This is a genomic window from Kitasatospora sp. NPDC092286 (genome assembly GCF_044755565.1).
Lineage (GTDB): Bacteria > Actinomycetota > Actinomycetes > Streptomycetales > Streptomycetaceae > Kitasatospora.
The window spans coordinates 132,836-155,496 of the sequence record NZ_JBIVRD010000020.1 but is presented as its reverse complement, the minus strand read 5'-3'; the positions used below and the strand labels follow the sequence as shown (position 1 = coordinate 155,496).

The 22,661-nt window shown below is 74.2% G+C and carries 19 protein-coding genes; 9 read left to right on the top strand and 10 right to left on the bottom strand.

All coding sequences use genetic code 11. From position 1 onward, the window contains the following. The first annotated feature begins 369 nt into the window (after positions 1–369). The 7 genes from ACIQIB_RS21675 to ACIQIB_RS21645 all read left to right on the top strand — a co-directional run bounded on the left by ACIQIB_RS21675 (position 370) and on the right by ACIQIB_RS21645 (position 12,232). Positions 370–2,049 (top strand): acyclic terpene utilization AtuA family protein, encoded by a 1,680-nt coding sequence (locus tag ACIQIB_RS21675; protein ID WP_400759836.1) that lies wholly within the window; start codon positions 370–372, stop codon positions 2,047–2,049. Beyond that, positions 2,046–3,644 (top strand): acyl-CoA carboxylase subunit beta, encoded by a 1,599-nt coding sequence (locus ACIQIB_RS21670; protein ID WP_400759820.1) that lies wholly within the window; start codon positions 2,046–2,048, stop codon positions 3,642–3,644. The genes ACIQIB_RS21675 and ACIQIB_RS21670 overlap by 4 nt, the downstream gene beginning before the upstream one ends. A 14-nt stretch (positions 3,645–3,658) precedes the next feature. Further along, positions 3,659–5,596: a biotin carboxylase N-terminal domain-containing protein gene (locus ACIQIB_RS21665; protein WP_400759834.1), complete on the top strand. Its 1,938-nt coding sequence runs from the start codon at positions 3,659–3,661 to the stop codon at positions 5,594–5,596. 98 nt (positions 5,597–5,694) lie between these two features. Beyond that, complete coding sequence (locus tag ACIQIB_RS21660; protein WP_363609831.1) at positions 5,695–6,882, top strand: acyl-CoA dehydrogenase; 1,188 nt, start codon at positions 5,695–5,697, stop codon at positions 6,880–6,882. 344 nt (positions 6,883–7,226) lie between these two features. Beyond that, positions 7,227–8,810, top strand: a complete 1,584-nt coding sequence (locus tag ACIQIB_RS21655) for a 4-coumarate--CoA ligase family protein (RefSeq protein ID WP_400655524.1) — start codon at positions 7,227–7,229, stop codon at positions 8,808–8,810. Between the two features lie 153 nt (positions 8,811–8,963). Continuing rightward, positions 8,964–9,614 carry a TetR/AcrR family transcriptional regulator gene (locus ACIQIB_RS21650; RefSeq protein ID WP_363609835.1) on the top strand — a complete coding sequence of 217 codons (651 nt, stop codon included), beginning with the start codon at positions 8,964–8,966 and terminating at the stop codon, positions 9,612–9,614. 152 nt (positions 9,615–9,766) lie between these two features. Beyond that, complete coding sequence (locus ACIQIB_RS21645; protein ID WP_363609837.1) at positions 9,767–12,232, top strand: SpoIIE family protein phosphatase; 2,466 nt, start codon at positions 9,767–9,769, stop codon at positions 12,230–12,232. A 25-nt stretch (positions 12,233–12,257) separates the two neighbouring features. On the opposite strand, the gene ACIQIB_RS21640 is transcribed toward ACIQIB_RS21645, so the two are convergent. From ACIQIB_RS21640 to ACIQIB_RS21595, 10 genes are all read right to left on the bottom strand, one after another. After that, complete coding sequence (locus tag ACIQIB_RS21640) at positions 12,258–13,847, bottom strand: MFS transporter (RefSeq protein ID WP_363609839.1); 1,590 nt, start codon at positions 13,845–13,847, stop codon at positions 12,258–12,260. Positions 13,848–13,885: 38 nt separating this feature from the next. Next, complete coding sequence (locus tag ACIQIB_RS21635) at positions 13,886–14,443, bottom strand: TetR/AcrR family transcriptional regulator (RefSeq protein ID WP_400655314.1); 558 nt, start codon at positions 14,441–14,443, stop codon at positions 13,886–13,888. A gap of 148 nt (positions 14,444–14,591) precedes the next feature. After that, on the bottom strand, positions 14,592–14,984 hold the full coding sequence (locus ACIQIB_RS21630; RefSeq protein ID WP_400655316.1) for a cell division protein SepF: 393 nt from the start codon (positions 14,982–14,984) through the stop codon (positions 14,592–14,594). A 270-nt stretch (positions 14,985–15,254) separates the two neighbouring features. Beyond that, positions 15,255–15,770: a DinB family protein gene (locus ACIQIB_RS21625; RefSeq protein ID WP_363609845.1), complete on the bottom strand. Its 516-nt coding sequence runs from the start codon at positions 15,768–15,770 to the stop codon at positions 15,255–15,257. Between the two features lie 114 nt (positions 15,771–15,884). Continuing rightward, positions 15,885–16,568, bottom strand: a complete 684-nt coding sequence (locus tag ACIQIB_RS21620) for a VTT domain-containing protein (protein WP_363609847.1) — start codon at positions 16,566–16,568, stop codon at positions 15,885–15,887. Between the two features lie 84 nt (positions 16,569–16,652). After that, positions 16,653–17,213, bottom strand: coding sequence for an RICIN domain-containing protein (locus tag ACIQIB_RS21615; RefSeq protein ID WP_363609849.1), 561 nt, complete (start codon positions 17,211–17,213; stop codon positions 16,653–16,655). A gap of 64 nt (positions 17,214–17,277) precedes the next feature. Then, complete coding sequence (locus ACIQIB_RS21610) at positions 17,278–17,820, bottom strand: RICIN domain-containing protein (protein ID WP_400759816.1); 543 nt, start codon at positions 17,818–17,820, stop codon at positions 17,278–17,280. 49 nt (positions 17,821–17,869) lie between these two features. Continuing rightward, a complete protein-coding gene (locus tag ACIQIB_RS21605) occupies positions 17,870–18,412 on the bottom strand; it encodes an RICIN domain-containing protein (protein WP_363609853.1) in 543 nt (180 codons plus the stop codon). 46 nt (positions 18,413–18,458) lie between these two features. Further along, complete coding sequence (locus ACIQIB_RS21600) at positions 18,459–19,244, bottom strand: dienelactone hydrolase family protein (RefSeq protein ID WP_400759814.1); 786 nt, start codon at positions 19,242–19,244, stop codon at positions 18,459–18,461. A gap of 90 nt (positions 19,245–19,334) precedes the next feature. Continuing rightward, positions 19,335–20,651 (bottom strand): MFS transporter, encoded by a 1,317-nt coding sequence (locus ACIQIB_RS21595; protein WP_363609857.1) that lies wholly within the window; start codon positions 20,649–20,651, stop codon positions 19,335–19,337. A 159-nt stretch (positions 20,652–20,810) separates the two neighbouring features. Between ACIQIB_RS21595 and ACIQIB_RS21590 the strand changes: the two genes are divergently transcribed. Both ACIQIB_RS21590 and ACIQIB_RS21585 read left to right on the top strand, forming a co-directional pair. Continuing rightward, positions 20,811–22,073 (top strand): ROK family transcriptional regulator, encoded by a 1,263-nt coding sequence (locus ACIQIB_RS21590; RefSeq protein ID WP_400759811.1) that lies wholly within the window; start codon positions 20,811–20,813, stop codon positions 22,071–22,073. A gap of 127 nt (positions 22,074–22,200) precedes the next feature. After that, positions 22,201–22,617: a TOBE domain-containing protein gene (locus ACIQIB_RS21585; RefSeq protein WP_363609861.1), complete on the top strand. Its 417-nt coding sequence runs from the start codon at positions 22,201–22,203 to the stop codon at positions 22,615–22,617. Positions 22,618–22,661 lie beyond the last annotated feature (44 nt).

The following is a 22,661-nucleotide window of genomic DNA, read 5'->3' as shown; positions in this document are numbered from 1 at the left end:
AGGGGCTGGCTCGGACATGGAGGTGAGCCTAGTCGGCGCCAGCCGCACTGGTTCCAACTCCCGTGACCAGGTTCCAACTAGCGTGTCACGGCTCAGTCACTCAACGTAGCGGGAGCGGGGAGGCGTCAGTTGGCGGTTCCAACCGCCACCTATCGGTTCCGGTCACAGCAACCACCACCGTCGCCGCGGTGCGTTCCGCCGGAAAACAAGCAGGCGTGATTGCTTTTTCCTCCGGCCGGTGCCACGCTGCTGCCCGACGGCATCCGTCAAGTCACCGGTAGAGGGGGCTCGTTCGTGCGATCGCGGGCGGTACTGCGGATCGGCAATGCCTCGGGCTTCTACGGCGACCGCTTCGCGGCCGTCCGGGAGATGCTCACCGGCGGGCCGCTGGACGTCCTGACCGGTGACTATCTGGCCGAGCTGACCATGCTCATCCTGGCCCGCGACCGGCTGAAGGATCCGTCGCTCGGCTACGCCAGGACCTTCCTGCGGCAGATGGAGGAGTGCCTCGGCCTGGCGCGCGAGCGCGGGGTCCGGATCGTGGTCAACGCGGGCGGGCTCAATCCGGCCCGACTGGCCTCCGCGCTGCGCGAACTGGCGCAGCGTCAGGGAATCGACGTCGCCGTCGCCCATGTCGAGGGGGACGACCTGCTGCCGCGCCGGGCCGAACTCGGGCTCCCGGAGGGCCTGCTGGCCGCCAATGCCTACCTCGGCGGGTTCGGTATCGCCGCCTGCCTGAAGGCCGGTGCCGAGCTGGTGGTCACCGGGCGGGTCACCGACGCGGCGCTGGTCGCCGGCCCGGCGATCGCCCACTTCGGCTGGGAACCGGGCGACTTGGACGCACTCGCCGGGGCCGTCGTCGCCGGACATGTGCTGGAGTGCGGGGCACAGGCGACCGGCGGCAACTACGCGTTCTTCCGGGAGCACGATGTCACCCGGCCCGGCTTTCCGATCGCCGAGCTGCACGCCGACGGCTCCAGCGTCATCACCAAGCACCCGGGCACCGGCGGTGCCGTCACCACCGGCACCGTCACCGCCCAACTCCTCTACGAGACGGCCGGGGCGCGCTACCCCGGCCCGGACGTCACCGCCCGGCTGGACACCGTCCGGCTCCGCCAGGACGGTCCGGACCGGGTCCGGATCGACGGGGTGTGCGGCGAGCCGCCGCCCCCGACGCTCAAGGCGGGACTGAACCGGCTCGGCGGCCACCGCAACGAGGTGGTGTTCGTCCTCACCGGGCTGGACATCGAGGCCAAGGCCGCCCTGGTGCGGCGGCAGTTGGCGGACGCCCTGCCGCCGCAGGACCGCCCGGCCGAACTGCGCTGGACCCTCGCCCGCACCGACCATCCCGACGCCGCCACCGAGGAGACCGCCTCCGCGCTGCTGCGGCTCACCGCCCGGGACCGTGACCCGGCCAAGGTCGGCCGCGAACTCGGCAGGGCCACCGTCGAGTTGGGACTGGCCGGTTACCCCGGCTTCCACCTCACCGCCCCGCCCGGGCCGGGCTCGCCGTACGGGGTGTTCACGGCCGTGCCGGTCGCCGCGACGGCGGTCGAGCACACCGCCGTCCTGGCCGACGGCCGCCGGATCACCATTCCGCCCGCGCCCGTCACCCGCCCGGACGAATCCCCGTCGGACGAATCCCCGCCGGACGACACCCCGTCGGACGAAAACCCGCCGGACGACACCCCGTCCGACCCGCCCCCCTGGTACGGCCCGACCAGGCGGGCCCCGCTCGGCCTGGTGGCCGGGGCCCGCAGCGGGGACAAGGGCGGCGACGCCAACGTCGGCGTCTGGGCCCGCGACGAGGCCGGCTGGCGCTGGCTCGCCCACACCCTCACCGTTCGCCGCCTGCGCGAACTCCTCCCCGAGACCGCCGGCCTGCCCGTCACCCGGCATCTGCTGCCCAACCTGCGCGCGCTCAACTTCACCGTCACCGGCCTGCTCGGCGAGGGCGTCGCCGCGCAGGCGCGGTTCGACCCGCAGGCCAAGGCCCTGGGGGAGTGGCTGCGCTCCCGCCACCTCGACATCCCGGAGGCGCTGCTGTGACCGTCCTGCCCACCCGCGTGGACCCGGCCGGCGCCGAGCACACCGGGCACCGCGCCGCGATGCTCGGCAAACTCGCCGACCTCGCCGCCGAACACGCCAAGGCGCTGGCCGGCGGCGGCCCCCGGTACGTCGAACGGCACCGCGCCCGCGGCAAGCTGCTGCCGCGCGAACGGATCGAGCTGCTGACCGACCGGGACGCGCCGTTCCTGGAACTCTCCCCGCTCGCCGCCTGGGGCAGCGACCACCCGGTGGGCGCCGCACTGGTCACCGGCGTCGGCGTGGTCGAGGGCGTCGAGTGCGTCATCACCGCCAACGACCCGACCGTGCGCGGCGGCGCCAGCAACCCCTGGACCCTGCGCAAGGCCCTGCGCGCCAACGAGATCGCCCTCACCAACCGCCTCCCGCTGGTCAACCTGGTCGAGTCCGGCGGCGCCGACCTGCCCAGCCAGAAGGAGATCTTCATCCCCGGCGGCGCGCTCTTCCGCGACCTCACCCGGCTCTCCGCCACCGGAATCCCCACCGTCGCCGTCGTGTTCGGCAACTCCACGGCCGGCGGTGCCTATGTGCCGGGGATGTCCGACCACACCGTGCTGGTGAAGGAACGCGCCAAGGTCTTCCTCGGCGGCCCGCCGCTGGTGCGGATGGCCACCGGCGAGGAGTCCGACGACGAGTCGCTCGGCGGCGCCGAGATGCACGCCCGCACCTCCGGCCTCGCCGACCACTTCGCGGTGGACGAGCCGGACGCGCTGCGCCTCGCCCGCCGGATCGTCGCCCGGCTGAACCATCGCAAGCCCGGCCCCGACCCGGACCCGTCCGCCCCGCCGCCGGCGTACGACGAGGACGAACTGCTCGGCATCGTCCCCGGCGACCTCAAGGTGCCCTTCGATCCGCGCGAGGTGATCGCCCGGATCGTCGACGGTTCGGACTTCGACGAGTTCAAGCCGCTCTACGGCACCAGCCTCGTCACCGGCTGGGCCCGGCTGTTCGGCTACGCGGTCGGCATCCTGGCCAACGCGCAGGGCGTGCTGTTCAGTCAGGAGTCGCAGAAGGCCGCGCAGTTCATCCAGCTCGCCAACCAGCGCGACATCCCGCTGCTCTTCCTGCACAACACCACCGGCTACATGGTCGGCAGGGACTACGAGCAGGGCGGCATCATCAAGCACGGCGCGATGATGATCAACGCCGTCGCCAACTCCCGGGTGCCGCACCTCTCCGTGCTGATGGGCGCCTCCTACGGGGCCGGCCACTACGGCATGTGCGGCCGCGCCTACGAGCCGCGCTTCCTGTTCTCCTGGCCGAGCGCCAAGTCCGCGGTGATGGGCCCGCAGCAGCTAGCCGGCGTGCTGTCGATCGTCGCCCGGCAGTCGGCCGCCGCCAAGGGCCGGCCCTACGACGAGGACGCGGACGCCGCGGTCCGGGCGATGGTCGAGCAGCAGATCGAGGCGGAGTCGCTGCCGGTCTTCCTCTCCGGCCGGCTCTACGACGACGGGGTGATCGACCCGCGCGACACCCGGACGGTGCTCGGCCTCTGCCTCTCCGCGATCCACAACGCGCCCGTCGAAGGCGCGCGCGGCTACGGCGTCTTCCGGATGTGAGGGGTTCCACCGTGCTGATCACCCACCTGCTGGTCGCCAACCGGGGCGAGATCGCCCGCCGCGTCCTGCGGACCTGCCGCCACCTCGGGATCGCCACCACCGCGGTGTTCGCCGACCCGGACGCCGACGCCCCGCACACCCGCGAGGCCGACACCGCCGTCCGCCTCCCCGGCGCCGCGCCCGCCGACACCTATCTGCGCGGGGACCTGCTCGTCGCGGCCGCCCTCGCGGCCGGAGCCGACGCCGTGCACCCCGGCTACGGCTTCCTCTCCGAGGACGCGGAGTTCGCCCGGGCCGTCGTCGGCGCCGGCCTCACCTGGGTCGGGCCGCCCCCGGCCGCGATCGCCGCGATGGGCTCCAAGACCGCCGCCAAACGCCTGATGGCCGCCGCCGGGGTGCCCGTCCTCGACGCGCTCGCCGCGCCCACCGAGGCCGACCTCCCGCTGCTGGTCAAGGCCGCGGCCGGCGGCGGCGGACGAGGGATGCGGGTGGTCCGCCGGCTGGACGAGCTGGCGCCGGCGCTCGCCGCCGCCCGCGCCGAGGCGGCGAAGAGCTTCGGCTCCGACGAGGTGTTCTGCGAACGCTATCTGCCCACCGGCCGGCACGTCGAGGTCCAGCTGCTCGCCGACGCCCACGGCACCGTCTGGGCCGTCGGCGAACGCGACTGCTCGCTCCAGCGGCGCCACCAGAAGGTGATCGAGGAGACCCCGGCCCCCGGGCTCGACGACGCGACGCGCGCCGCCCTGCACGCCGCCGCCGTCACCGCCGCCCGGGCCATCGGCTACACCGGGGCCGGCACCGCCGAGTTCCTGCTCGCCCCCGACGGCCGGTTCCACTTCCTGGAGATGAACACCCGCCTCCAGGTCGAGCACCCCGTCACCGAGTGCGTCACCGGACTCGACCTGGTCGCCCTCCAACTGCGCGTCGCCGAGGGCGAACCGCTGCCCGCCCCGCACCCGCCCGCCCCGCGCGGCCACGCCATCGAGGCCCGCCTCTATGCGGAGGACCCGGCCCACGACTGGCAGCCCCGGACCGGCACCCTGCACCTCCTCGACATCCCCGGCGTCACCGCCGAGTTCACCACCGCGCCCGGCGACACCGGCCTGCGCCTGGACTCCGGCGTCGAGCCCGGCAGCAGCATCGGCGTCCACTACGACCCGCTGCTCGCCAAGGTCATCGCCTGGGCGCCCACCCGGGCCGCCGCCGCCCGCCGCCTCGCCGACGCGCTCACCCGTGCCCGGATCCACGGCCCGGCCACCAACCGGGACCTGCTCGGCGCTGCGCTGCGCCACCCCGGCTTCCTGGCCGGCCGGGTGCACACCGCCTTCCTCGCCGAACACACGGTGGCGCTCACCGCCGCCCCCGGGGCCGATCCGACGGCCGTCCTCGCCGCCGCGCTGGCCGACGCCGCCGCCGGCCGGGCCGGCCGCGCGCTGCCCTCCGGGTGGCGCAACCTCCCCTCCCAGCCGCAGAGCAGGCGCTACACCGCCGCCGACGGCACCGAGTACGAGGTGCGCTACCGGTTCGGCCGCACCGGGCTCGACGCCGAAGGGCACCCCGGCACCGTCCTGGTCCGCGCCGACCCCGACCGGGTCGTCCTCGACACCGGCGGCGTCCGGCGCGGCTACCGCGTCGCGCGCTACGGCGACCTGGTCCACGTCGACTCCCCGGCCGGCGCCACCGTGCTCACCGCCGTCGACCGCTTCCCCGACCCGGCCGTCCGGGCCGACCCGGGCGCCCTCCTCGCCCCGATGCCCGGCACCGTCGTCCGCACCGCCGCCACCGTCGGCGACACCGTCACCGCCGGCCAGCCGCTGCTCTGGCTGGAGGCGATGAAGATGGAGCACCGGGTGACCGCCCCCGCCGACGGCACCCTCGCCGAGCTCCGCGTCGCCCCGGGCCAGCAGGTGGAACCCGGCACCCTGCTCGCCGTCGTGCGGCCGGCCCCCTGAGACCCGCGCCCGAGCACCCACCCCCGCGCGCCCACCACCCGCGCGCCCCACCCCGTTCGTCAACTCCCCGACGCCGCATCGCCCGGAAGGACCACCCCATGTCCGCACCGCGCACCGCCACCCCCGGCAGCCGACTGATCGAGACCCCCGAACGCGAGGCGCTGCGCCGGGCGGTGGCCGATCTCGGCCGCCGCTACGGCTCGCCGTACTACCTCGGCAAGGCCCGCGCGGGCCAGGCCCCCGACGAGCTCTGGGCGGAGGCGGGCAAAGCGGGCTACCTCGGCGTCAACCTGCCCGTCGAGTACGGCGGCGGGGGCGGCGGCATCACCGACCTGGCCATCGTCCTGGAGGAACTCGGCACCGCCGGATGCCCGTTGCTGCTGCTGATCGTCTCCCCGGCGATCTGCGGCACGGTGATCGCCCGCTACGGCACCGAGCCGCAGAAGCGGCAGTGGCTGCCCGGACTCTCCGACGGTACCCGGAAGATGGCCTTCGGCATCACCGAACCGGACGCCGGCTCCAACTCCCACCGCATCTCCACCGTCGCCCGCCGCGACGGCGAGGACTGGCTGCTCACCGGCCGCAAGGTGTTCGTCTCCGGCATCGACCACTGCGACGCCGTCCTGTTCGTCGCCCGCACCGAGGACGCGCGGACCGGCCGGCTCAGGCCCGCCCTGTTCGTCGTCCCGCGCGACACGCCCGGGTTTGATTACCGTCCGATCCCGATGGAACTCGTCGCTCCCGAAAAGCAGTTCCAGGTCTTCCTGGACGACGTGCGGCTCCCCGCCGAGGCCCTGGTCGGCGACGAGGACGCCGGGCTGTTCCAGCTCTTCGCCGGCCTCAACCCCGAGCGGATCATGACCGCCGCCTTCTCGCTCGGCCTCGCCCGTCAGGCCCTCGGCCGGGCCGTCGAGTACGCCAGGACACGGACCGTCTGGTCCACCCCGATCGGCGCCCACCAGGGCCTCGCCCACCCGCTCGCCCAGTGCGCGGTGGAGATCGAACTCGCCCGGCTGATGACCCAGAAGGCCGGCCTGCTCTACGACGAGGGCGAGGACGAAGCCGCAGGTGAGGCCGCCAACATGGCCAAGTACGCGGCCGGCGAGGCCGCCGCCAGGACGGTCGACCAGGCGGTGCAGACCCTCGGCGGCAACGGCCTCACCCAGGAGTACGGGCTGGGCGCCCTGCTGGCCGCCACCAGGGTCGGCCGGGTCGCCCCGGTCAGCCGGGAGATGGTGCTCAACTACGTCGCCCAGCACACCCTCGGCCTGCCCAAGTCCTACTGACGGCCCGCCTTCGAGCGACGGCGGGGACGACGGCCGGACGGCGCGGCCGGGAGGGGCCCGCCCCGGCGCCGCCGGACCCCCCCTCCTGACCAACCGTCATCTCCCCGCCGCCGAAAGCCGCCGAAAGCCGTCGGAAAGCAGCCGGAAAGCCGCCGAAAACCGGGGCGGCCGGCGGCCCCGGGCAGGCGCGTCACGTGCCGAGGCCCGCGCGGTTCGTCACAATGGCGTAGGGCGCGCGCACGCTCCGTAGGCTTCATGCCGTGCGCCCGGCCGGCCGGCCGCGCACCGGACCACCGGCCGGCCCTCCACCCCTGCGTCAACCATCCACCTGGAGGCACGCCTTGGTGTTCCGCAGTGAGTTCCCGGACGTCGGAATCGTCGATCTGCCCATCCACGACGCGGTACTGGGAGCCGCGGACCGCTTCGGGGAACTGCCGGCCCTGATCGACGGCATCACGGGGGAGACGGTCAGCCACGCCCGGCTCGGCGAGGCCGTGCGCCGGGTCGCCGCCGGGCTGGCCGCCGCGGGCGTCCGCAAGGGCGACGTGGTGGCACTGTTCAGCCCGAACACGATCGGTTACCCGATGGCCTTCTACGGTGCCACCCGGGCCGGAGCCACCGTGACCACCGTCTCCTCCCTCGCCACCCCCACCGAACTGGCCTCCCAACTGCGCGACAGCGGCGCCCGCTGGCTGGTCACCGTCTCGCCCTTCTTGTCCGTCGCCCGGCAGACCGCGCGGATGCTGGCCGCCGACGGCCGCCCGCTCGCCGAGATCATCGTCCTGGACGGCGCCGAGGGTCACCGCTCGCTGGCCGACCTGCTCGCCACCACCGGCCCCGCACCCGAGGTCGCCATCGACCCGGGCACCGACATCGCCGTCCTGCCCTACTCCAGCGGCACCACCGGCCTGCCCAAGGGCGTGATGCTCACCCACCGCTCGATCGCCACCAACCTCGCCCAGACCGACGCCCTCTACCGGCCCGCGGTCGGCGAGCGGACCCTCGCCGTCCTCCCCTTCTTCCACATCTACGGCCTCGCCGCGCTGCTCAACCAGCCGCTGCGCTGCGGCGCCACCGTCGTCGTGCTGCCCCGCTTCGAGCTGGAGCAGTTCTGCCGCACCATCGAGGAACAGCGCGTCCAGGCCCTGATCGTGGCCCCGCCGATCGCGATCGCCCTCGCCAAGCACCCGATGGTCGACCGCTTCGACCTCTCCTCGGTGCGGTACCTGCTCTGCGCGGCCGCCCCGCTGGACAACGAACTCGCCGACGCCTGCGCCAAGCGGCTCGGCCTGCCGCACCTCCTCCAGGGCTACGGCATGACCGAGCTGTCACCGGTCTCCCACATCGTCTCGCCCGACGAACGCGACCCCTCGCCGGGATCGGTCGGCCGGATGGTGCCCTCCACCGAGCTGCGGGTCGCCGCGCTGGACGGCACCGGCGCCGACCTCGGCCCCGGCGAGCCGGGGGAGCTGCTGATCCGCGGCCCGCAGGTGATGAAGGGGTACTTCGGCCGTCCCTCCGACACCGCCGCCACCGTCGACGCCGACGGCTGGCTGCACACCGGCGACATCGGCTACGTGGACGACCGCGGCTACCTCCACGTCGTCGACCGGGTCAAGGAGCTGATCAAGTACAAGGGCTACCAGGTCGCCCCCGCCGAGCTGGAGGCCCTGCTGCTCACCCATCCGCAGATCGCCGACGCCGCCGTGATCGGGGTGCCGGACGCCGACGGCACCGAGTGCCCCAAGGCCTTCGTGGTCCGCGCCCCCGGCAGCACGCTCACCGAGCAGGAGGTCACCGCCTTCGTGGCCGGCCGGGTCGCCCCCTACAAGAAGGTGCGCGTGGTCGAGTTCCTGGACACCGTCCCCAAGTCGGCGGCCGGCAAGATCCTCCGCCGCGAGCTGCGGGCCCGGGAGGCCGCCCGCTGACCGGCCGCGGCGGCCACCGGCCCGTCTGCGAGGATCGACCCCGCCCGCACCGGAGCACCGTGCCACCGGCGCGGGCAGGGGCACGGACCCCCGGGCCCGCCGCGCCACCGCACACCCGGCCCGCACCGCACCACGAGGGGACCGCCACCGCCGATGACCACCCGCCCGGCCGCCCGGCCCGCCGCCGCCCGCACACCCCACGCCCGCACACCCCAGCAGGACCGCAGCCGCGCCACCCGGCAGCGGCTGCTCTCCGCGGCCGTGGACTGCCTCGCCGAACTCGGCTGGCACGGCTCCACCGTCACCGTGGTCGCCGAACGCGCCGGAGTCTCGCGCGGCGCGGCCCAGCACCACTTCCCGACCCGGGAGGACCTCTTCACGGCGGCCGTCGAGCATGTCACCGCCGAGCGGCTGGCCGCCGTCCGCGCCCACGCGGACCGGCTGCCGGCCGCCGGCCCGGCCCGCACCGAGGCCGTCGTCGACATGATCGTCCGCCTCTACACCGGCCCGCTGTTCCGGGCCGCCCTGCACCTGTGGACCGCCGCCGCCACCGAGGAACCGCTGCGTGAGCGGATCATCGCCCTGGAGGGTCACGTCGGCCGCGAGGCCCACCGCGCCGCCGTCGAGTTCCTGGACGCCGACGAGACCGTCCCCGGCGTCCGGGAATCCGTGCAGGCCACCCTCGACCTCGCCCGCGGTCTCGGCCTGGCCAACCTGCTCACCGACGACCGCGCCAGACGATCCGGGGTGATCCGGCAGTGGGCGGGCGTTCTGGAGGGTACGCTGCGCCCGGTACGCCCATGACGCCCGTACACCCCGGCCCGTCCGGCCGGCCCCTGACCAAGGGGTCGCCGGGGGGCCGATGTCCGTGCAGTCTGGAGAAGAACCCCGGTCGGTACGGGACCGCATGGACCGCCCCCGGCCGGGAACGAGCCGAACCGGGGTGCTGCCTCATCATGCACGGACACGAGTGGGACGCGACCAACGCCGCCGGCCCCGCACCGGGCGGTGCCCCCACACGCCTCGACGGCCACCGGCTGGTCCCGCTCGCCACCGCGCTGCTCCAGGACGACGGACTGATCCTGCACTGGAGCGAGGACGCCGAGACCCTGCTCGGCTACACCGCCGAGGAGGCCGTCGGCAGCTACGCCGCCCGGCTGCTGGGCGACGACACCGACCGCCCCGAGATGCTCGCCCTGTTCGACCGGATCATGAGCGGCACCGGCTGGTCCGGCGTCTTCCCGGTCCGCCACCGCGACGGCCGCCTGCTCCAGCTGGAGTTCCGCACCTACCCGATCGCCGGCCCCGGCGGCACCCTGCTGATGCTCGCCACCGCCTCCGACACCCGGGCCCTGCACCAGATCGAGGCCGACCTCGCCGTCCTGGACGGCATCTTCGGGCAGTCCCCGATCGGCATGGCCGTCTACGACACCGAGCTGCGCTACGTCCGCCTCAACGAGGCCCTCGCCCGGATGAACGGCAGGTCCGTCGCCGAGCATCTCGGCCGCCGGATAGGCGCCGTCCTGCCCGGCATCAACAGCGCCGAGATCGAACAGATCATGAGACAGGTGCTCAGCACCGGCAGGCCGGTGGTCGACGCCCGCTCGCACGGCCGCGTCCCCGGCGACCCGCAGCGCGACCGGGCCTGGTCCGCCTCCTACTTCCGGCTGGAGGACTCCACCGGCCGGGTCTTCGGGGTCTGCTCCTCCATCATCGACGTCTCCGAACGCTTCCAGGCCGAGGCCCGCGCCGCCCGCGCGCAGGAACGCCTCGCCACCATCGCCGAGGCCACCGCCCGGATCGGCACCACCCTCGACCTCCAGCGCACCGCCGAGGAACTGATCGAGGCCGTCGTCCCGCGCTTCGCCGACTTCGCCACCGTGGACCTGCTGGAGCCCGTCCTGCGCGGCGCCGAGCCCGCCGCCATCCCGGCCGACCGCTCGGTCCAGCTGCGCGCCGTCGCCGTCGGCGAGTCCTACGAGTCCGGCCTCGCCCACGCCGTCGACACCGTCGGCGAGGTCTCCGAGTACGCCCCCGACCGCAACTACACCCAGTGCCTGCGCAGCGGCCGCCCGCTGCTGCGCGCCCAGGTGGACGAGGAGGTGCTGCGCGGCCTGGTCGCCACCGAGGAACGGGTCGCCCCCGGCATCGAGGCGGGCATCCACTCGTACCTGATGGTGCCGCTCACCGCCCGGGGCATGGTCCTCGGCGGCTCCGAGTTCATCCGCATGCGCAACTCCGAGCCGTTCACCGCCGCCGACGTCGCCCTCGCCGAGGAACTCGTCGCCCGCACCGCCCTCGCCATCGACAACGCCCGGCTCTACCGGCGTGAGCGCGAGACCGCGCTCACCCTCCAGCGCAGCCTGCTGCCGCAGGAGATCCACCGGACCCTCGGCCTGGAGATCGCCTACCGCTACCTGCCGAGCAGCGTGGTCAGCGAGGTCGGCGGCGACTGGTTCGACGTCGTCCCGCTCTCCTGCGGCCGGGTCGCCCTGGTGGTCGGCGACGTGATGGGCCACGGCATCCGGGCCGCCGCCACGATGGGCCAGCTGCGGACCGTCGCCCGTACCCTGGCCACCCTGGACATGCCGCCCGAGCAGGTCCTCACCCGCCTCGACGAGACGGCCTCCGGCATCGGCGAGAGCCAGTTCGCCACCTGTATCTGCGCGGTCTACGACCCGCTGGAACGCACCGTGCAGATCGCCTCGGCCGGCCATCTGCCCCCGGTCCGGGTCGCCCCCGACGGCACCGCCGACACGGTGGACGTCCCGCCCGGGGTCCCGCTCGGCGTCGGCGGCGTGGCCTTCGAGAGCACCGAGTTCACCCTCCCCGAGGGCGGCATGGTCGCCCTCTACACCGACGGCCTGGTCGAACGGCGCGGCCAGGACATCGACAAGGGCATCGACCGGCTCGCCCGCACCCTCTCCGGGCCGGGCCGCACCCTGGAGGAGAGCTGCGACGCCGTCCTCGGCGCCCTGGTCACCGACGGCACCGACGACGACATCGCGATGATCATGGCCCGGGTGCTGCCGCTGCCCGCCGACCGGGTCGCCACCCTCCCGCTCAGCGGCGGCGGCCGGCTGCCCGGCAAGGCCCGCCGGTTCACCCGCGCCACCCTCGCCGCCTGGGGCCTGACCGCGCTCGCCGACTACGCCGAGCTGCTGGTCAGCGAGCTGGTCACGAACGCCCTGCTGCACGCCGACGCCCCGCGCCGGCTGCGCCTCTTCCGCGACCGGGTGCTCACCGTCGAGGTCGCCGACACGGGCGGTCCGGCGCCCCAGCTGCGCCCGTTCGCGGAGCACGACGAGGGCGGGCGCGGCATGTTCCTGGTCAGCGAGCTGGCCCAGCGCTGGGGCACCCGGCTGACCAGGGACGGCAAGGTGGTCTGGGCGGAGCTGGAGCTGCCGTTCGGGACCTCCTAGGGGTTGCCGGACAGGCCCTCGCCGCTCAGCCGCGGGTCTTCGCGTGCGCCGTGCTCCGCGGCCCGGTCTGCTCACTGACCTGCTCACTGACCTGCCCGCCGGCCGTCGGCCGGTCGACCCCGCGCAGCAGCCGCCAGGCCAGCGCCGAGGCGGCCAGCAGCAGGGCGCCGGCCAGCAGCGCGGCGGTGTTCATGCCGTGCACGAAGGAGTCCCGGGCGCTCGCCAGCAGCGGCTCGGCCAGGGTCTGCGGCAGACCGTGCGCGGCTTCCACCGCGCCGCCCAGCGACTCGCCCGCCCGGGCGGCCGCCTCCGGGTCCGTCCCGGCCGGGACGGCCAGCCCGCCCGTGTAGAGCGAGGCGACCACCGAGCCGACCAGGGCGATGCCCAGCGCGGTGCCCAGCTCGTACGCCGTCTCGGAGACCGCCGACGCGGCGCCGGCCTTCTCGGCGGGCGCGGCGCCCAGCACCAGGTCGGCGCCGAGCGTGTAGACCACGCCCTCGGCGGTGCCGACGATCAGGAAGGCGGCGGCCAGCAGCAGGTAGGTGGTGTCCTGCTGTACCCAGCCGAGCAGGCCGATGCCGGTGCCCATCGCCAGCAGACCGAGGGTGAGCGCCGTCCGGGCGCCGGTGCGCCGGGCCAGCCGGGCGGTCAGCAGCCCGCCGACCACCGCGCCGGCGAAGGCCGGAAGCTCGGCCAGGCCCGCCTTCAGCGGCTCGTAGCCGCGCACCAGCTGCAGGTACTGCGAGGTCACGAAGACCACACCGGAGAGCCCGACCAGCGCGGTGAGCGAGGCCAGCACGGCGGCGGTGAAGCGGCGGTCGGCGAAGAGCCGGACGTCCAGCAGCGGGGTGTCCAGGCGCAGCTGACGGCGGACGAAGACGGTCAGCGCGGCGGCGCCCAGTACGGCGGTGACGGGGACGTCCCAGCGGACCACACCGTGCGCGGCGGCCTCCTTGATCGCGTAGACCACGCCGATCACCCCGGCCAGCGAGAGCGCGACGCTCAGCACGTCCCAGCGGCCCGGCTTCGGGTCCTTCGACTCGGGCAGCAGCCGGCCGCCGAGCACCAGCAGCAGGACGACCACGGGGATGTTCAGCAGGAACACCGAGCCCCACCAGAAGTGCTCCAGCAGCACCCCGCCGACCACCGGGCCGAGCGCGGCGCCGGCGGTGGCGGCCGCACCCCAGATGCCGATGGCGGTGGCCCGCTCGCGGTCGTCGGGGAAGAGGCCGCGGATCAGCGACAGGGTGGAGGGCATGATCGTCGCCCCGGCCACGCCGAGCAGCGCGCGGGCCAGGATCAGCCAGCCGGGGCCGGGCGCGTAGGCGGCCAGCAGCGAGGCGGCGCCGAACGCGGCGGAGCCCGCGAGCAGCAGCTTCTTGCGCCCGATCCGGTCGCTCAGCGAGCCCATGCTGACCAGCAGGCCGGCCAGCACGAAGGAGTAGACGTCGCCGATCCAGAGCAGCTGGGTGCCGCTGGGGCGCAGCGTCTCGCTGATCGACGGGATGGCGAGGGAGAGGACGGTCGCGTCGACGGCGACCAGGGTGACGGCCAGGACGAGGACGGCGAGGCCGGTCCAGCGCTGGCGGGGGTGGGCGTGGACGGTGCTGCTCATGGGGTATCGGTTTCCGGTTTCCGGTCCGAGGTGCGTGGTCAGGAGTCGGTGGGACGGGTTCTCAGCGCGCCGCCGAGGAAGAGCTCGGCGAGCGAGAACGCGCCGTCGCGGGGGGCGAGCCGGCCGTCCTGGACGGCCCAGCCGACGCCGGCCACCAGGTCGAAGAAGGCCTCGCTGAGCCAGCCGGCGGAGAGCTCGACGCGGAACACGCCCTGCTGCTGGCCGCGGAGGAAGAGCGCGTGCAGCCGGGCGATCTGGGACTCCCAGAGTTCGTTGACGCTGTCGTCGTCGTAGAGCTGGTTCTCACCGGTGAGGAAGGCGCAGAGCGCGGCGTCCGGGACGATCGCGTCGACCAGGCGGCGCAGCGCGGCGTGCGCGTCGCCGTCCTCGACGGCGGCGGTGTCCAGCGCGGCGCCGAACTTCCGCAGGCCGAGCAGGCCGACCTCGCGGGTCAGCGCCTCCCGGCCGGGGAACAGCCGGTGCAGGGTGGCGCGGCTGATGCCGGCGGCGCGCGCGATCTCGTCCAGGTGGGCGGTCGGGCGGCGGGAGAGCACGCCGACGGCGGCTTCGAGGACGGTGTCGCGATCGGTGGCCATGGGGCAAGTGTAGGTCAGATGAGACATTGATGTCTCATTCGTTTCTTCTGTGCCTCAGATGAGGCCCCTGGGTCGGGGTGCGGCCTGGGTGAGGGCAGCAAAAAACCGGGGACGGCGATTGCCGTCCCCGGTCGCGGACCCTCGGGCGTCAGCTCTGGTTGTAGAACCCGGTGTCGTCCAGCGGCCGGTCGATCACCATGACCTCGACGTCCGACGGGGTGAGCAGGAACACCCGGCGGGCGATCCGCTCGATCCCGCCGCGGGTGCCGAAGATCAGCCCCGACGCGAAGTCGACCATCCGCTTGGCCTCGGCGTCGTCCATCTCGGTGAGGTCCATCACGACCGGGGTGCAGGCCCGGATGTGCTCCCCGACCGCCCTGGCGGCGTCGAAGCCGGTCGGCCGCAGGGAGACGATCTTCGTGGGGGCGGGGGAGGACGGCACCGTCTCCTGCTCGACCCACTCGTCGTCGTACACCGCGGCCGGGTAGTTCCCGGAGGGCATCAGCCACCCGTTGTGGTGCTCGTCGCGAAGTGCTCCCATGCCGCGCCTCCCTCGTCTCGTCCCGTACGCGTCCCCTCGGGTGCGCGTGCCTTCTGACACGTCATCCACTCGCCGGAACTGTCCGAGTATCGCACTGATCACCGGTCCCGTGCCCGCTCGCGACCCCCGTACGAGTCGTGCCGCGCCGGAAACCCGGGCGAACCCGGGCAACAGAGGGGACGCTGGTGTACGGTGCGCGGTTGCGCGCATAGACCATATCGGTCGGGGGCGCCACCTAATTGACCTTCTGTCAACAATGCGGGAACGATTTCATTCCCCGGTGACACCGTCCACCAGTTCGCGGAGCAGATCGGCGTGTCCGTTGTGCCGGGCGTACTCCTCGATCATGTGGACCAGGATCCAGCGGAGTGTGACCTCCTGGCCGTGGCGCGGGAGCTTGCCGACGGTCTCCAGCGGCAGCCCCTCGCAGGCCTGCCGGGCGGCCGCGATCTCGGCCCGCCAGGTGGCGAAGTCCGCCTCGGCGTCCGCGGTGTCGACGTGGTCGAAGTCGCCGTCCGGGTCCTCCGCCGTCCAGTAGTGGCCGGTGGCGGTATCGGCGCCGAGCAGGGTGCCCTGGAACCAGTGGCGTTCGACCTCGGCCATGTGCCGGACCAGGCCGAGCAGCGAGAGGCCGGACGGCGGGACCGAGCGCAGCCGCAGCTGCTCGCTGGTCAGGCCCTCGCACTTGACGGCGAGAGTGGCGCGGTGGAAGTCGAGCCAGGCGGTCAGCATGGCCGTCTCGTCGGCCGCGAACGGGGGCTCGACCCGTGGGGTGGTGGTCGTCATGGCGCTCATCCTGGCGCAACCGTGCGGCCGAAGCGACCGAATAGCCGGTCGGTAGGCGCCTGTTGTTGACGTCCCGGCCGGCGCCCGGGCGGACCGCCGCGCCGCCGTGGTCCGCTACGCCGCCGCGGACCGCCGGCGGACGGCGGCCCGCCAGAGCGAGACCAGGCTCACCAGGCCGAGTGCCGCGATCGTCCCGGCCGACACCAGGAACGCCGCCGAGCCCGGCTCGCCCGCGCTGGCCGCCGCCGTGACGTACACCGCCGTGGTCGGCACCACGCCGATCGCGGTGGCGGTCAGGAACGGCAGGAACCGCACGCCGGAGAAGGCCGCGCCGAAGTTGCCGGCCTGGAACGGCAGTCCGGGCAGCAGGCGCAGCAGCAGGACGCTGCGGAACCCCTGCTCGGTGAACCGGCGGTCCAGCGCGCCGAGCATCCGCCCGCGCAGGTACGGGCGGAGCGCGTCCCGCCCGAGCAGCCGGCCCAGCGCGAACGCCGCCGCCGCGCCGAGCGCCGTCCCGAGGACGGCCAGCAGCACGCCCTGCTGGATGCCGAGCAGCAGCCCGGCGGCCGCGTTCAGCGCCGGCCGCGGTACGAAGGCCAGCGTCCCCACCGCGTAGACGCCGACGAACACCGGGGCCAGCCAGTACCCGGGCACCCCGGCGGGCAGCCCGCCGGAGAGCAGGGACGTCGGGCTCCACAGCAGCAGGGAGCCGGCCGCCGCGCCGAGGATCACCAGCAGCAGGGCGAACCGCGGCCACGGCGAGCGCGGCGCGGCGGCGGGCGGTGGGACGGGTGTCATCGGTGGCACGGGCGGTGCGGGTGCGGGCACCGCCCGAGCGTAACCGGTGCCTCCGGCCGGGTGCGCCGGGGGCACCTGGGCGGTCTATGCCATCCCGAAGATCGGTGTGTACGGGTTGTAGCTCCAGATCTGGTTGGGGGAGGCCGTTTTGCGCTCCCACTGGATCACCGGGGTGCCGTTGGCGGTGCCGCCGCCGTAGACATCCAGATAGAGACCACTGTGGTGATTGACGATCCAGCGGGCCTGGCCGGTGTGTCCGAGCATCGGGTCGGTCCACATCTGGTTGTCGCCGCCGTCGCAGGTCCACTGGTCGACCCGGGTGCCCCAGACGGTGCTGAAGCCCGGCACGTCCAGGCACTTGCCGCTGTGCAGGTTCACCCAGCCGTGGCCGGTCAGCGTCCATTTCTGGTTGTCGCCGCCGGTGCACTGCCAGATCCGGACCGGGGCGCCGTCGTCGGTTCGCCAGTCGGCGACCTCCAGGCACGTGTTCGTCCCGCTCCCGTAGGCGCCGCTCCTGATCTCGACCGGTTCGTCGTCGGCGGTCCCGGCCGAGGCGGCGGGCGCCGCGAGCGCGAGGCCGGCGATCGCCACGAGGCCGACGGCGGCCGAACCGAGTCGTCGGCCGAGGACGGTTCGTAAGGTCATGGACTCTTCCTGAGGGGTGTGATGGGGTACGGGGTGGGTCGGGAGCCGCGGTCGCGCGGGGAGGTCAGCCGATCGGGTCGGACGGCCACGGGGAGTAGAACCAGGCCTGGTTGAGACCGCCGTTGCGCCCCCACTGGGTGATCGCCGCGCCGTCGGTCCCGTCGAAGCCGTAGAGGTCCAGGACGAGGCCGCTGTAGCCGTTGTTCAGGGTGTGGATCCCGCTGTGGTGCACGAGGGTCTCCGACCAGGACTGGTTCAGCCCGTCGTCGCACGTCCACTGGCCGGCCTGAGCGCCCCACTTGATGCTGTAGGCGGGGATCTCCAGGCACTTGCCGCTGTGGACGTTGACCAGTTCGTGGCGGTCGGTCCGGACCCATTTCTGGTTGTCTCCGCCGGTGCAGCTCCACTGGCGGACCGGGGCGCCGTTGTCCGTGCGCCAGTCGGCGACCTCCAGGCATTTGCCGGTGGCCGCGTTGCCGATCTCGAACGCGATCGATGTCGCGGCCTGCGCCTGGCCCGGCGTCACCACGACCGCCAGGGCCGCGGCGGCGGCGAGGGCGGTGGCGGTGGAGCCCAGACGTCCGATGACGCCGCGGGGTGCGGGCATGGATCCTCCTCGGATGCGCGGTGCGGGGGCGAGGCGTGGTGGCGCACGGTCAGTTGTGCGGGCCGGTGGGCCACGGCGAGTAGAACCAGGTCTGGTTGTCGCCGTGGTTGGGCTCCCACTGGATCACGGGTGTGCCGGGCGCGGTGGAGGCGCCGGCGACGTCCAGCAGGAGGCCGCTGTTGACGTTGGCGATGGTGCGCAGGCCGCTGTGCAGGCGGCCCGCGTCGCTCCAGACCTGGTTCCGCCCGCCGTTGCGGTGCCACTGGCCGGCCTGGGTGCCCGGGGTGGTGCTGTAGGCGGGGATCTCCAGGCACTTGCCGCTGTGGACGTTGACCAGCTCGTCGTTGTCGGTCCAGACCCACTTCTGGTTGTCGCCGCCGGTGCACGGCCACTGGCGGACCGGGGCGCCGTCGTCGGTCCGCCAGTCGGCGACCTCCAGGCACTGCCGGGTGGCGAGGTTCACGATCTCGAACTGGCTGGAGGTCTCGGCCCGGGCCCGGGACGCCGGTGCGGCGACGGCGAGGCCGGCGGCGAGCGCGAGGACGGCGGCGGCGGAGCCGAGCCGCCGCGTCGCGCGGGTGTGGTCGGTCATGCGGGTTCCTCCCCGAGATGTGGTGCGCGGCACTGGTGACCGGGGGTCAGACCGGCCGGGGCCGGCCGGGACCGGCCAGGAAGTCGAGCAGTCGCTGCCAGGCGTCCCTGGCCGCGTCGGAGTGTTCGACAGCGCCGAGTTCGAAAAAGTTGTGCGGAGCCTGCGGGTAATTCATGAAGATGTGCGGGCACCCCGCGGCGGTGAGTGCGGCGTCGAAGGCGGCGACCGTCGCGGGCGGGATCGACTCGTCGGCGCCGCCCCAGAGGGCGAGGATCGGCGCGGTCAGCCCGGCGGCGAGCTGGGTGGGGCCGGGCGAGCCGTTGATGGCGTCCGGGTAGCCGTAGAAGCCGACCGCGCCGGCCAGGCCGAAGCGGGGTGCGGCGGCGCGGAACGCCTGCCGGCCGCCGAAGCAGAAGCCGAGTGCGACCACCTCGGGCGCGCCGGTCGCGCGCAGCCGGTCGATGCCGGCGGTGAGGTCGGCGTCCAGGCCGTCCGGGGTGAGGGCGAGCAGGTGGGGCAGCAGGTTCGGCATTTCACCGAATTCCGGTGCGCGCTTTTCCGGGTCGCCACCTGCGGTGCGGCCGAAATAGTCGAGCGCGAGGGCCGGGTGGCCGTGTTCGGCGAGCCGGGTGGCGGTCTGCCGGTAGAAACCGGAAAGCCCCCGGTTGTCCGGCAGGACGAGCACCCCCGGACCGGTGGAATGTGCCGGAAGGGCCAGGAACGCGGCGAATTCCGTCCCGTCGCCGGAAGTCAGGGTGAGCGGCCCGGCCTGGACCGACTGCCGGTCGGTGGGGGCGGGCACGGGGGGTACGGCATCGGCGTCGTAGCACATGGGGAATTCCTTCGCTGGTCGCGGAACTGCCGGGCACTGGCGTGCCCGGCAGTCGGCGATATTAGCGAGAAATTCCCCGTTGTGGTGCGATCATATCGCCGGGAGATTGTTTTTGGAAGGCTTTTCCGGTGACAGTGCGGTCACGTTTTCGGTGGTCGATTTCGGGGTCGCCGATTTTCCGGTCGCCATGTTTCCGGCGGCCGTGTCTTCGGTGGCCGGGAGTCCGGTGTGCTGCGGCTCCGCCCGGCGCAGCGCGCCCGCGCCGAGCAGCAGGGCGAAGGCGAGCGCCGTGACCACGCCGAAGGAGACGGTGAGCGAGGTGGCCTGGGCGAGCACGCCGATGATGGCCGGGGCCACCAGGCCCGAGGTGTAGGTGACGGTCGCGACGCCCGCGATGGCCTGGCTCGGGTTGGTGCCGATCCGGCCGGCCGCCGCGAAGGCGAGCGGGACGACCACCGCCACCCCGACCCCGATCAGCGCGAAGCCCGGGATCGCCAGCGCCGGGCTGTCGGCGGCCACCACCAGCAGGCCGCCGACGGTGGTGATCGCGCCGCTCAGCCTGGTCGCCCGGACGGCGCCGAGCCGGCGGATCGCCGCGTCCCCGGCCAGCCGGCTGACCGCCATGGTCAGCGAGAACGCGGTGTACGAGGCGGCCGCGACGGTCGCCGAGGCGCCGGTGACGTCCCGCAGGTAGACGCCGCTCCAGTCCATCGAGGCGCCCTCGGCGAACACCGCGCAGAAGGCGACCAGCCCGATCACCAGCGAACTGCGCGGCGGCAGCGCGAACCGGGGCGGGGCCTCGCTCTCCTGGGCCGTCCGCAGGTCGGGCAGGGCCCGGCAGACCGGCTGCGCCAGGGCCAGCAGCACCAGCGCGGTGACGGCCAGCTGGAGCCGGGCGTCCAGGTCCTGGTGGGCGGCGAGGATGCCGAAGCCGGAGGCGACCAGCCCGCCCGCGCTCCACATCCCGTGCAGCCCGGACATGATCGAGCGGCCCAGGAGCTCCTCGGTGTCCACGCCCTGCGCGTTCATCGCGACGTCCGCCATGCCGGCCGTCGCGCCGTACACCAGCAGCGCCAGGCAGAGCGCCGGCAGCGAGGGGGCGAGCGCGGGCAGCGCCAGCGCCAGACACCAGAGCGCGATCAGCCCGCGCAGCGCCGCCCGCCCGCCGTAGCGGTGCACGAACCGCCCGGCCAGCGGCATCGCCAGGGAGGAGCCGATCGCGGGCATCACCAGGGCCAGGCCGAGCTGGCCGGGGGAGAGGTCGAGCCGGTGCTGGATCCAGGGGATGCGGGTGACGAAGCTGCCGCCGACGGCCCCGTGCACGGCGAACACCAGCGCGATGCTGGTTCTGGCCCGGCGCGGGGATTCCAGCGGCTCCTGCGGTTTCCCGGTCAAGGTGTCGGTCATCCGGTGATCCCTCCCGGCCGCGCGGTCGGCGCGGCGGTGCCCTGTGGGTGGTTCCTGTTCTAGGTCTGCCCGCGCGGCGCTGTTCGCGCTCCTGCGGTGCGGTTCGATAAATTATCAGGAAGGGACCCTGATAGAAACACTCTGGAAGGATGCACTTCCATGACCACCGTGCGTACGGCGACGCCGAGCACCGCCCGGGCGATCAACGACCGGCTGGCGCTCAACCTGCTGCTCGAACAGGGACCACTGACCGCGACCGAGCTGCGCGGTCTGACCGGCCTGTCCCGGCCCACCGTCGCGGACCTGCTGGAACGGCTGCAGCGCAGCGGCCTGGTCGCCGTGGTCGGCGAGCGCGGCGAGCAGCGGCGCGGCCCCAACGCCCGGCTGTACGCCCTGGTCGCCTCCCGGGCCCACATCGCCGCCATCGACGTCCGCTCGGTCGGCGTCAGCCTGGTCGTCGCCGACCTCGCCGGACGGACCCTGGCCGGCGCCGAGCTCCCGGTCGGGCGGCGCTCCGGCGGCTGCGACGACGACGGCGACCTCGACGGCGGCTCCGACGGCGATCCCGGTGACGGCAGTGACGGCGGTGAGCCGGACCGCGCCGTCGCCGCGCGGATCGTCCGCGCGCTGCTGGACACCGCCCGCAGGGTCGGCGTCGAGCGGCTGCACACCGTCGCCGTCGGCGCCCCCGGCCTGGTCGACCCGGCCACCGGCCGGCTCAACAGCACCGGTTCGCTGCCCGGCTGGCACGCCGAACTGCTCGCCGCCCTGCGCGAGCTGCCCGACACCGACGTGATCCTGGAGAACGAGGTCAACCTGGCCGGGCGCGCCGAGTACCGGGTCGGCGCCGCCCGCGACCGCGACACCTTCGTCCTGCTCTGGCTCGGCCACAGCGTCGGCGCCGCCGTCATCCTCGACGGCCGGCTGCGCCGCGGTGCCTCCGGCGGCACCGGCGAGATCTGCTTCCTGCCGGTGCCCGGCACCGGCGGCCTGCCGACCGCCACCGTCTCCAAGGGCGGCTTCCACAGCCTGGCCGGCAGCGCCGCGATCTGCGACCTCGCCCGCGCCCACGGCCTGCCCGCCGGCCCGGCCCGCGACGCGCCCGCCGCCGAGGCCGCCGTCCGCGCCGCACTCGCCGCGGGGGAGCACGGCGCGGCGTTCCTGGACGAGCTGGCCGCGCGGATAGCCGTCGGCGCGGCCGCCGTCTGCGTCGTGCTCGACCCGGGCTGTGTGGTCCTCGGCGGCGAGATCGGCCGGGCCGGCGGGGCCGAGCTCGCCGGGCGGGTCGAGCGCCGGCTCGCCGAGCTCTCCCCGCTGCGCACCGAGGTCCGCCCGGGTACGGCGGGCGGCGGCGCGATCCTCAGCGGCGCCGTGCTCACCGCCGGTGACGCCCTCCGCCGGGACCTCTTCGGCGAGCCGTAGCCCCCGGGGCGCTCCGCTTGGCCGGGTGGGCGCCCCGTACGGCAGGATGGCGGCGAGGACCGGCCCGCGCCGCCGTCGCGCACCCGGGCCCCTTCCCCCGATCCCGATCCACCGTCAGGAGTCGCACATGGGCCAGCCCGAGGCGCCGGTCAACCCGTACCGCATCGGCGAGGCCGCGGCGCTGCTCGGCGTGAGCGCCGACACCATGCGGCGCTGGGTGGACGCCGGCCGGGTCGCCGCCGAGCGGGACGAGCACGGCCACCGGATCATCCCCGGCGCCCAGCTCGCCGCGTTCGCCCGGGAGCTCGCCCGCCCCGAGACCGCCGAGGCCGAGGGGCGGCCGTCCTCCGCCCGCAACCGCTTCCCCGGGATCGTCACCGCCGTGGTGCTCGGTGATGTCGCGGCCCAGGTGGAGATCCAGGCCGGACCGTTCCGGGTGGTCTCGCTGATCAGCCGGGAGTCCGCGGAGGAGCTCGAACTGGTGCCCGGCGCCCCCGCGACGGCCGTCATCAAGTCGACCAATGTGATGATCGAACGGCGCTGACCCGTCCGCCCACCGCCCGTCCACCCACCGCCCGTTCAGGAAAG

Coding starts and splice junctions, on each gene's coding strand:
- ACIQIB_RS21675 (WP_400759836.1), top strand. CDS start 370: ATGCTCACCGGCGGGCCGCTGGACGTCCTGACCGGTGACTATCTGGCC.
- ACIQIB_RS21660 (WP_363609831.1), top strand. CDS start 5,695: ATGTCCGCACCGCGCACCGCCACCCCCGGCAGCCGACTGATCGAGACC.
- ACIQIB_RS21650 (WP_363609835.1), top strand. CDS start 8,964: ATGACCACCCGCCCGGCCGCCCGGCCCGCCGCCGCCCGCACACCCCAC.
- ACIQIB_RS21645 (WP_363609837.1), top strand. CDS start 9,767: ATGCACGGACACGAGTGGGACGCGACCAACGCCGCCGGCCCCGCACCG.
- ACIQIB_RS21640 (WP_363609839.1), bottom strand. CDS start 13,847: ATGAGCAGCACCGTCCACGCCCACCCCCGCCAGCGCTGGACCGGCCTC.
- ACIQIB_RS21635 (WP_400655314.1), bottom strand. CDS start 14,443: ATGGCCACCGATCGCGACACCGTCCTCGAAGCCGCCGTCGGCGTGCTC.
- ACIQIB_RS21630 (WP_400655316.1), bottom strand. CDS start 14,984: ATGGGAGCACTTCGCGACGAGCACCACAACGGGTGGCTGATGCCCTCC.
- ACIQIB_RS21625 (WP_363609845.1), bottom strand. CDS start 15,770: ATGACGACCACCACCCCACGGGTCGAGCCCCCGTTCGCGGCCGACGAG.
- ACIQIB_RS21620 (WP_363609847.1), bottom strand. CDS start 16,568: ATGACACCCGTCCCACCGCCCGCCGCCGCGCCGCGCTCGCCGTGGCCG.
- ACIQIB_RS21615 (WP_363609849.1), bottom strand. CDS start 17,213: ATGACCTTACGAACCGTCCTCGGCCGACGACTCGGTTCGGCCGCCGTC.
- ACIQIB_RS21610 (WP_400759816.1), bottom strand. CDS start 17,820: ATGCCCGCACCCCGCGGCGTCATCGGACGTCTGGGCTCCACCGCCACC.
- ACIQIB_RS21605 (WP_363609853.1), bottom strand. CDS start 18,412: ATGACCGACCACACCCGCGCGACGCGGCGGCTCGGCTCCGCCGCCGCC.
- ACIQIB_RS21600 (WP_400759814.1), bottom strand. CDS start 19,244: ATGTGCTACGACGCCGATGCCGTACCCCCCGTGCCCGCCCCCACCGAC.
- ACIQIB_RS21595 (WP_363609857.1), bottom strand. CDS start 20,651: ATGACCGACACCTTGACCGGGAAACCGCAGGAGCCGCTGGAATCCCCG.
- ACIQIB_RS21590 (WP_400759811.1), top strand. CDS start 20,811: ATGACCACCGTGCGTACGGCGACGCCGAGCACCGCCCGGGCGATCAAC.
- ACIQIB_RS21585 (WP_363609861.1), top strand. CDS start 22,201: ATGGGCCAGCCCGAGGCGCCGGTCAACCCGTACCGCATCGGCGAGGCC.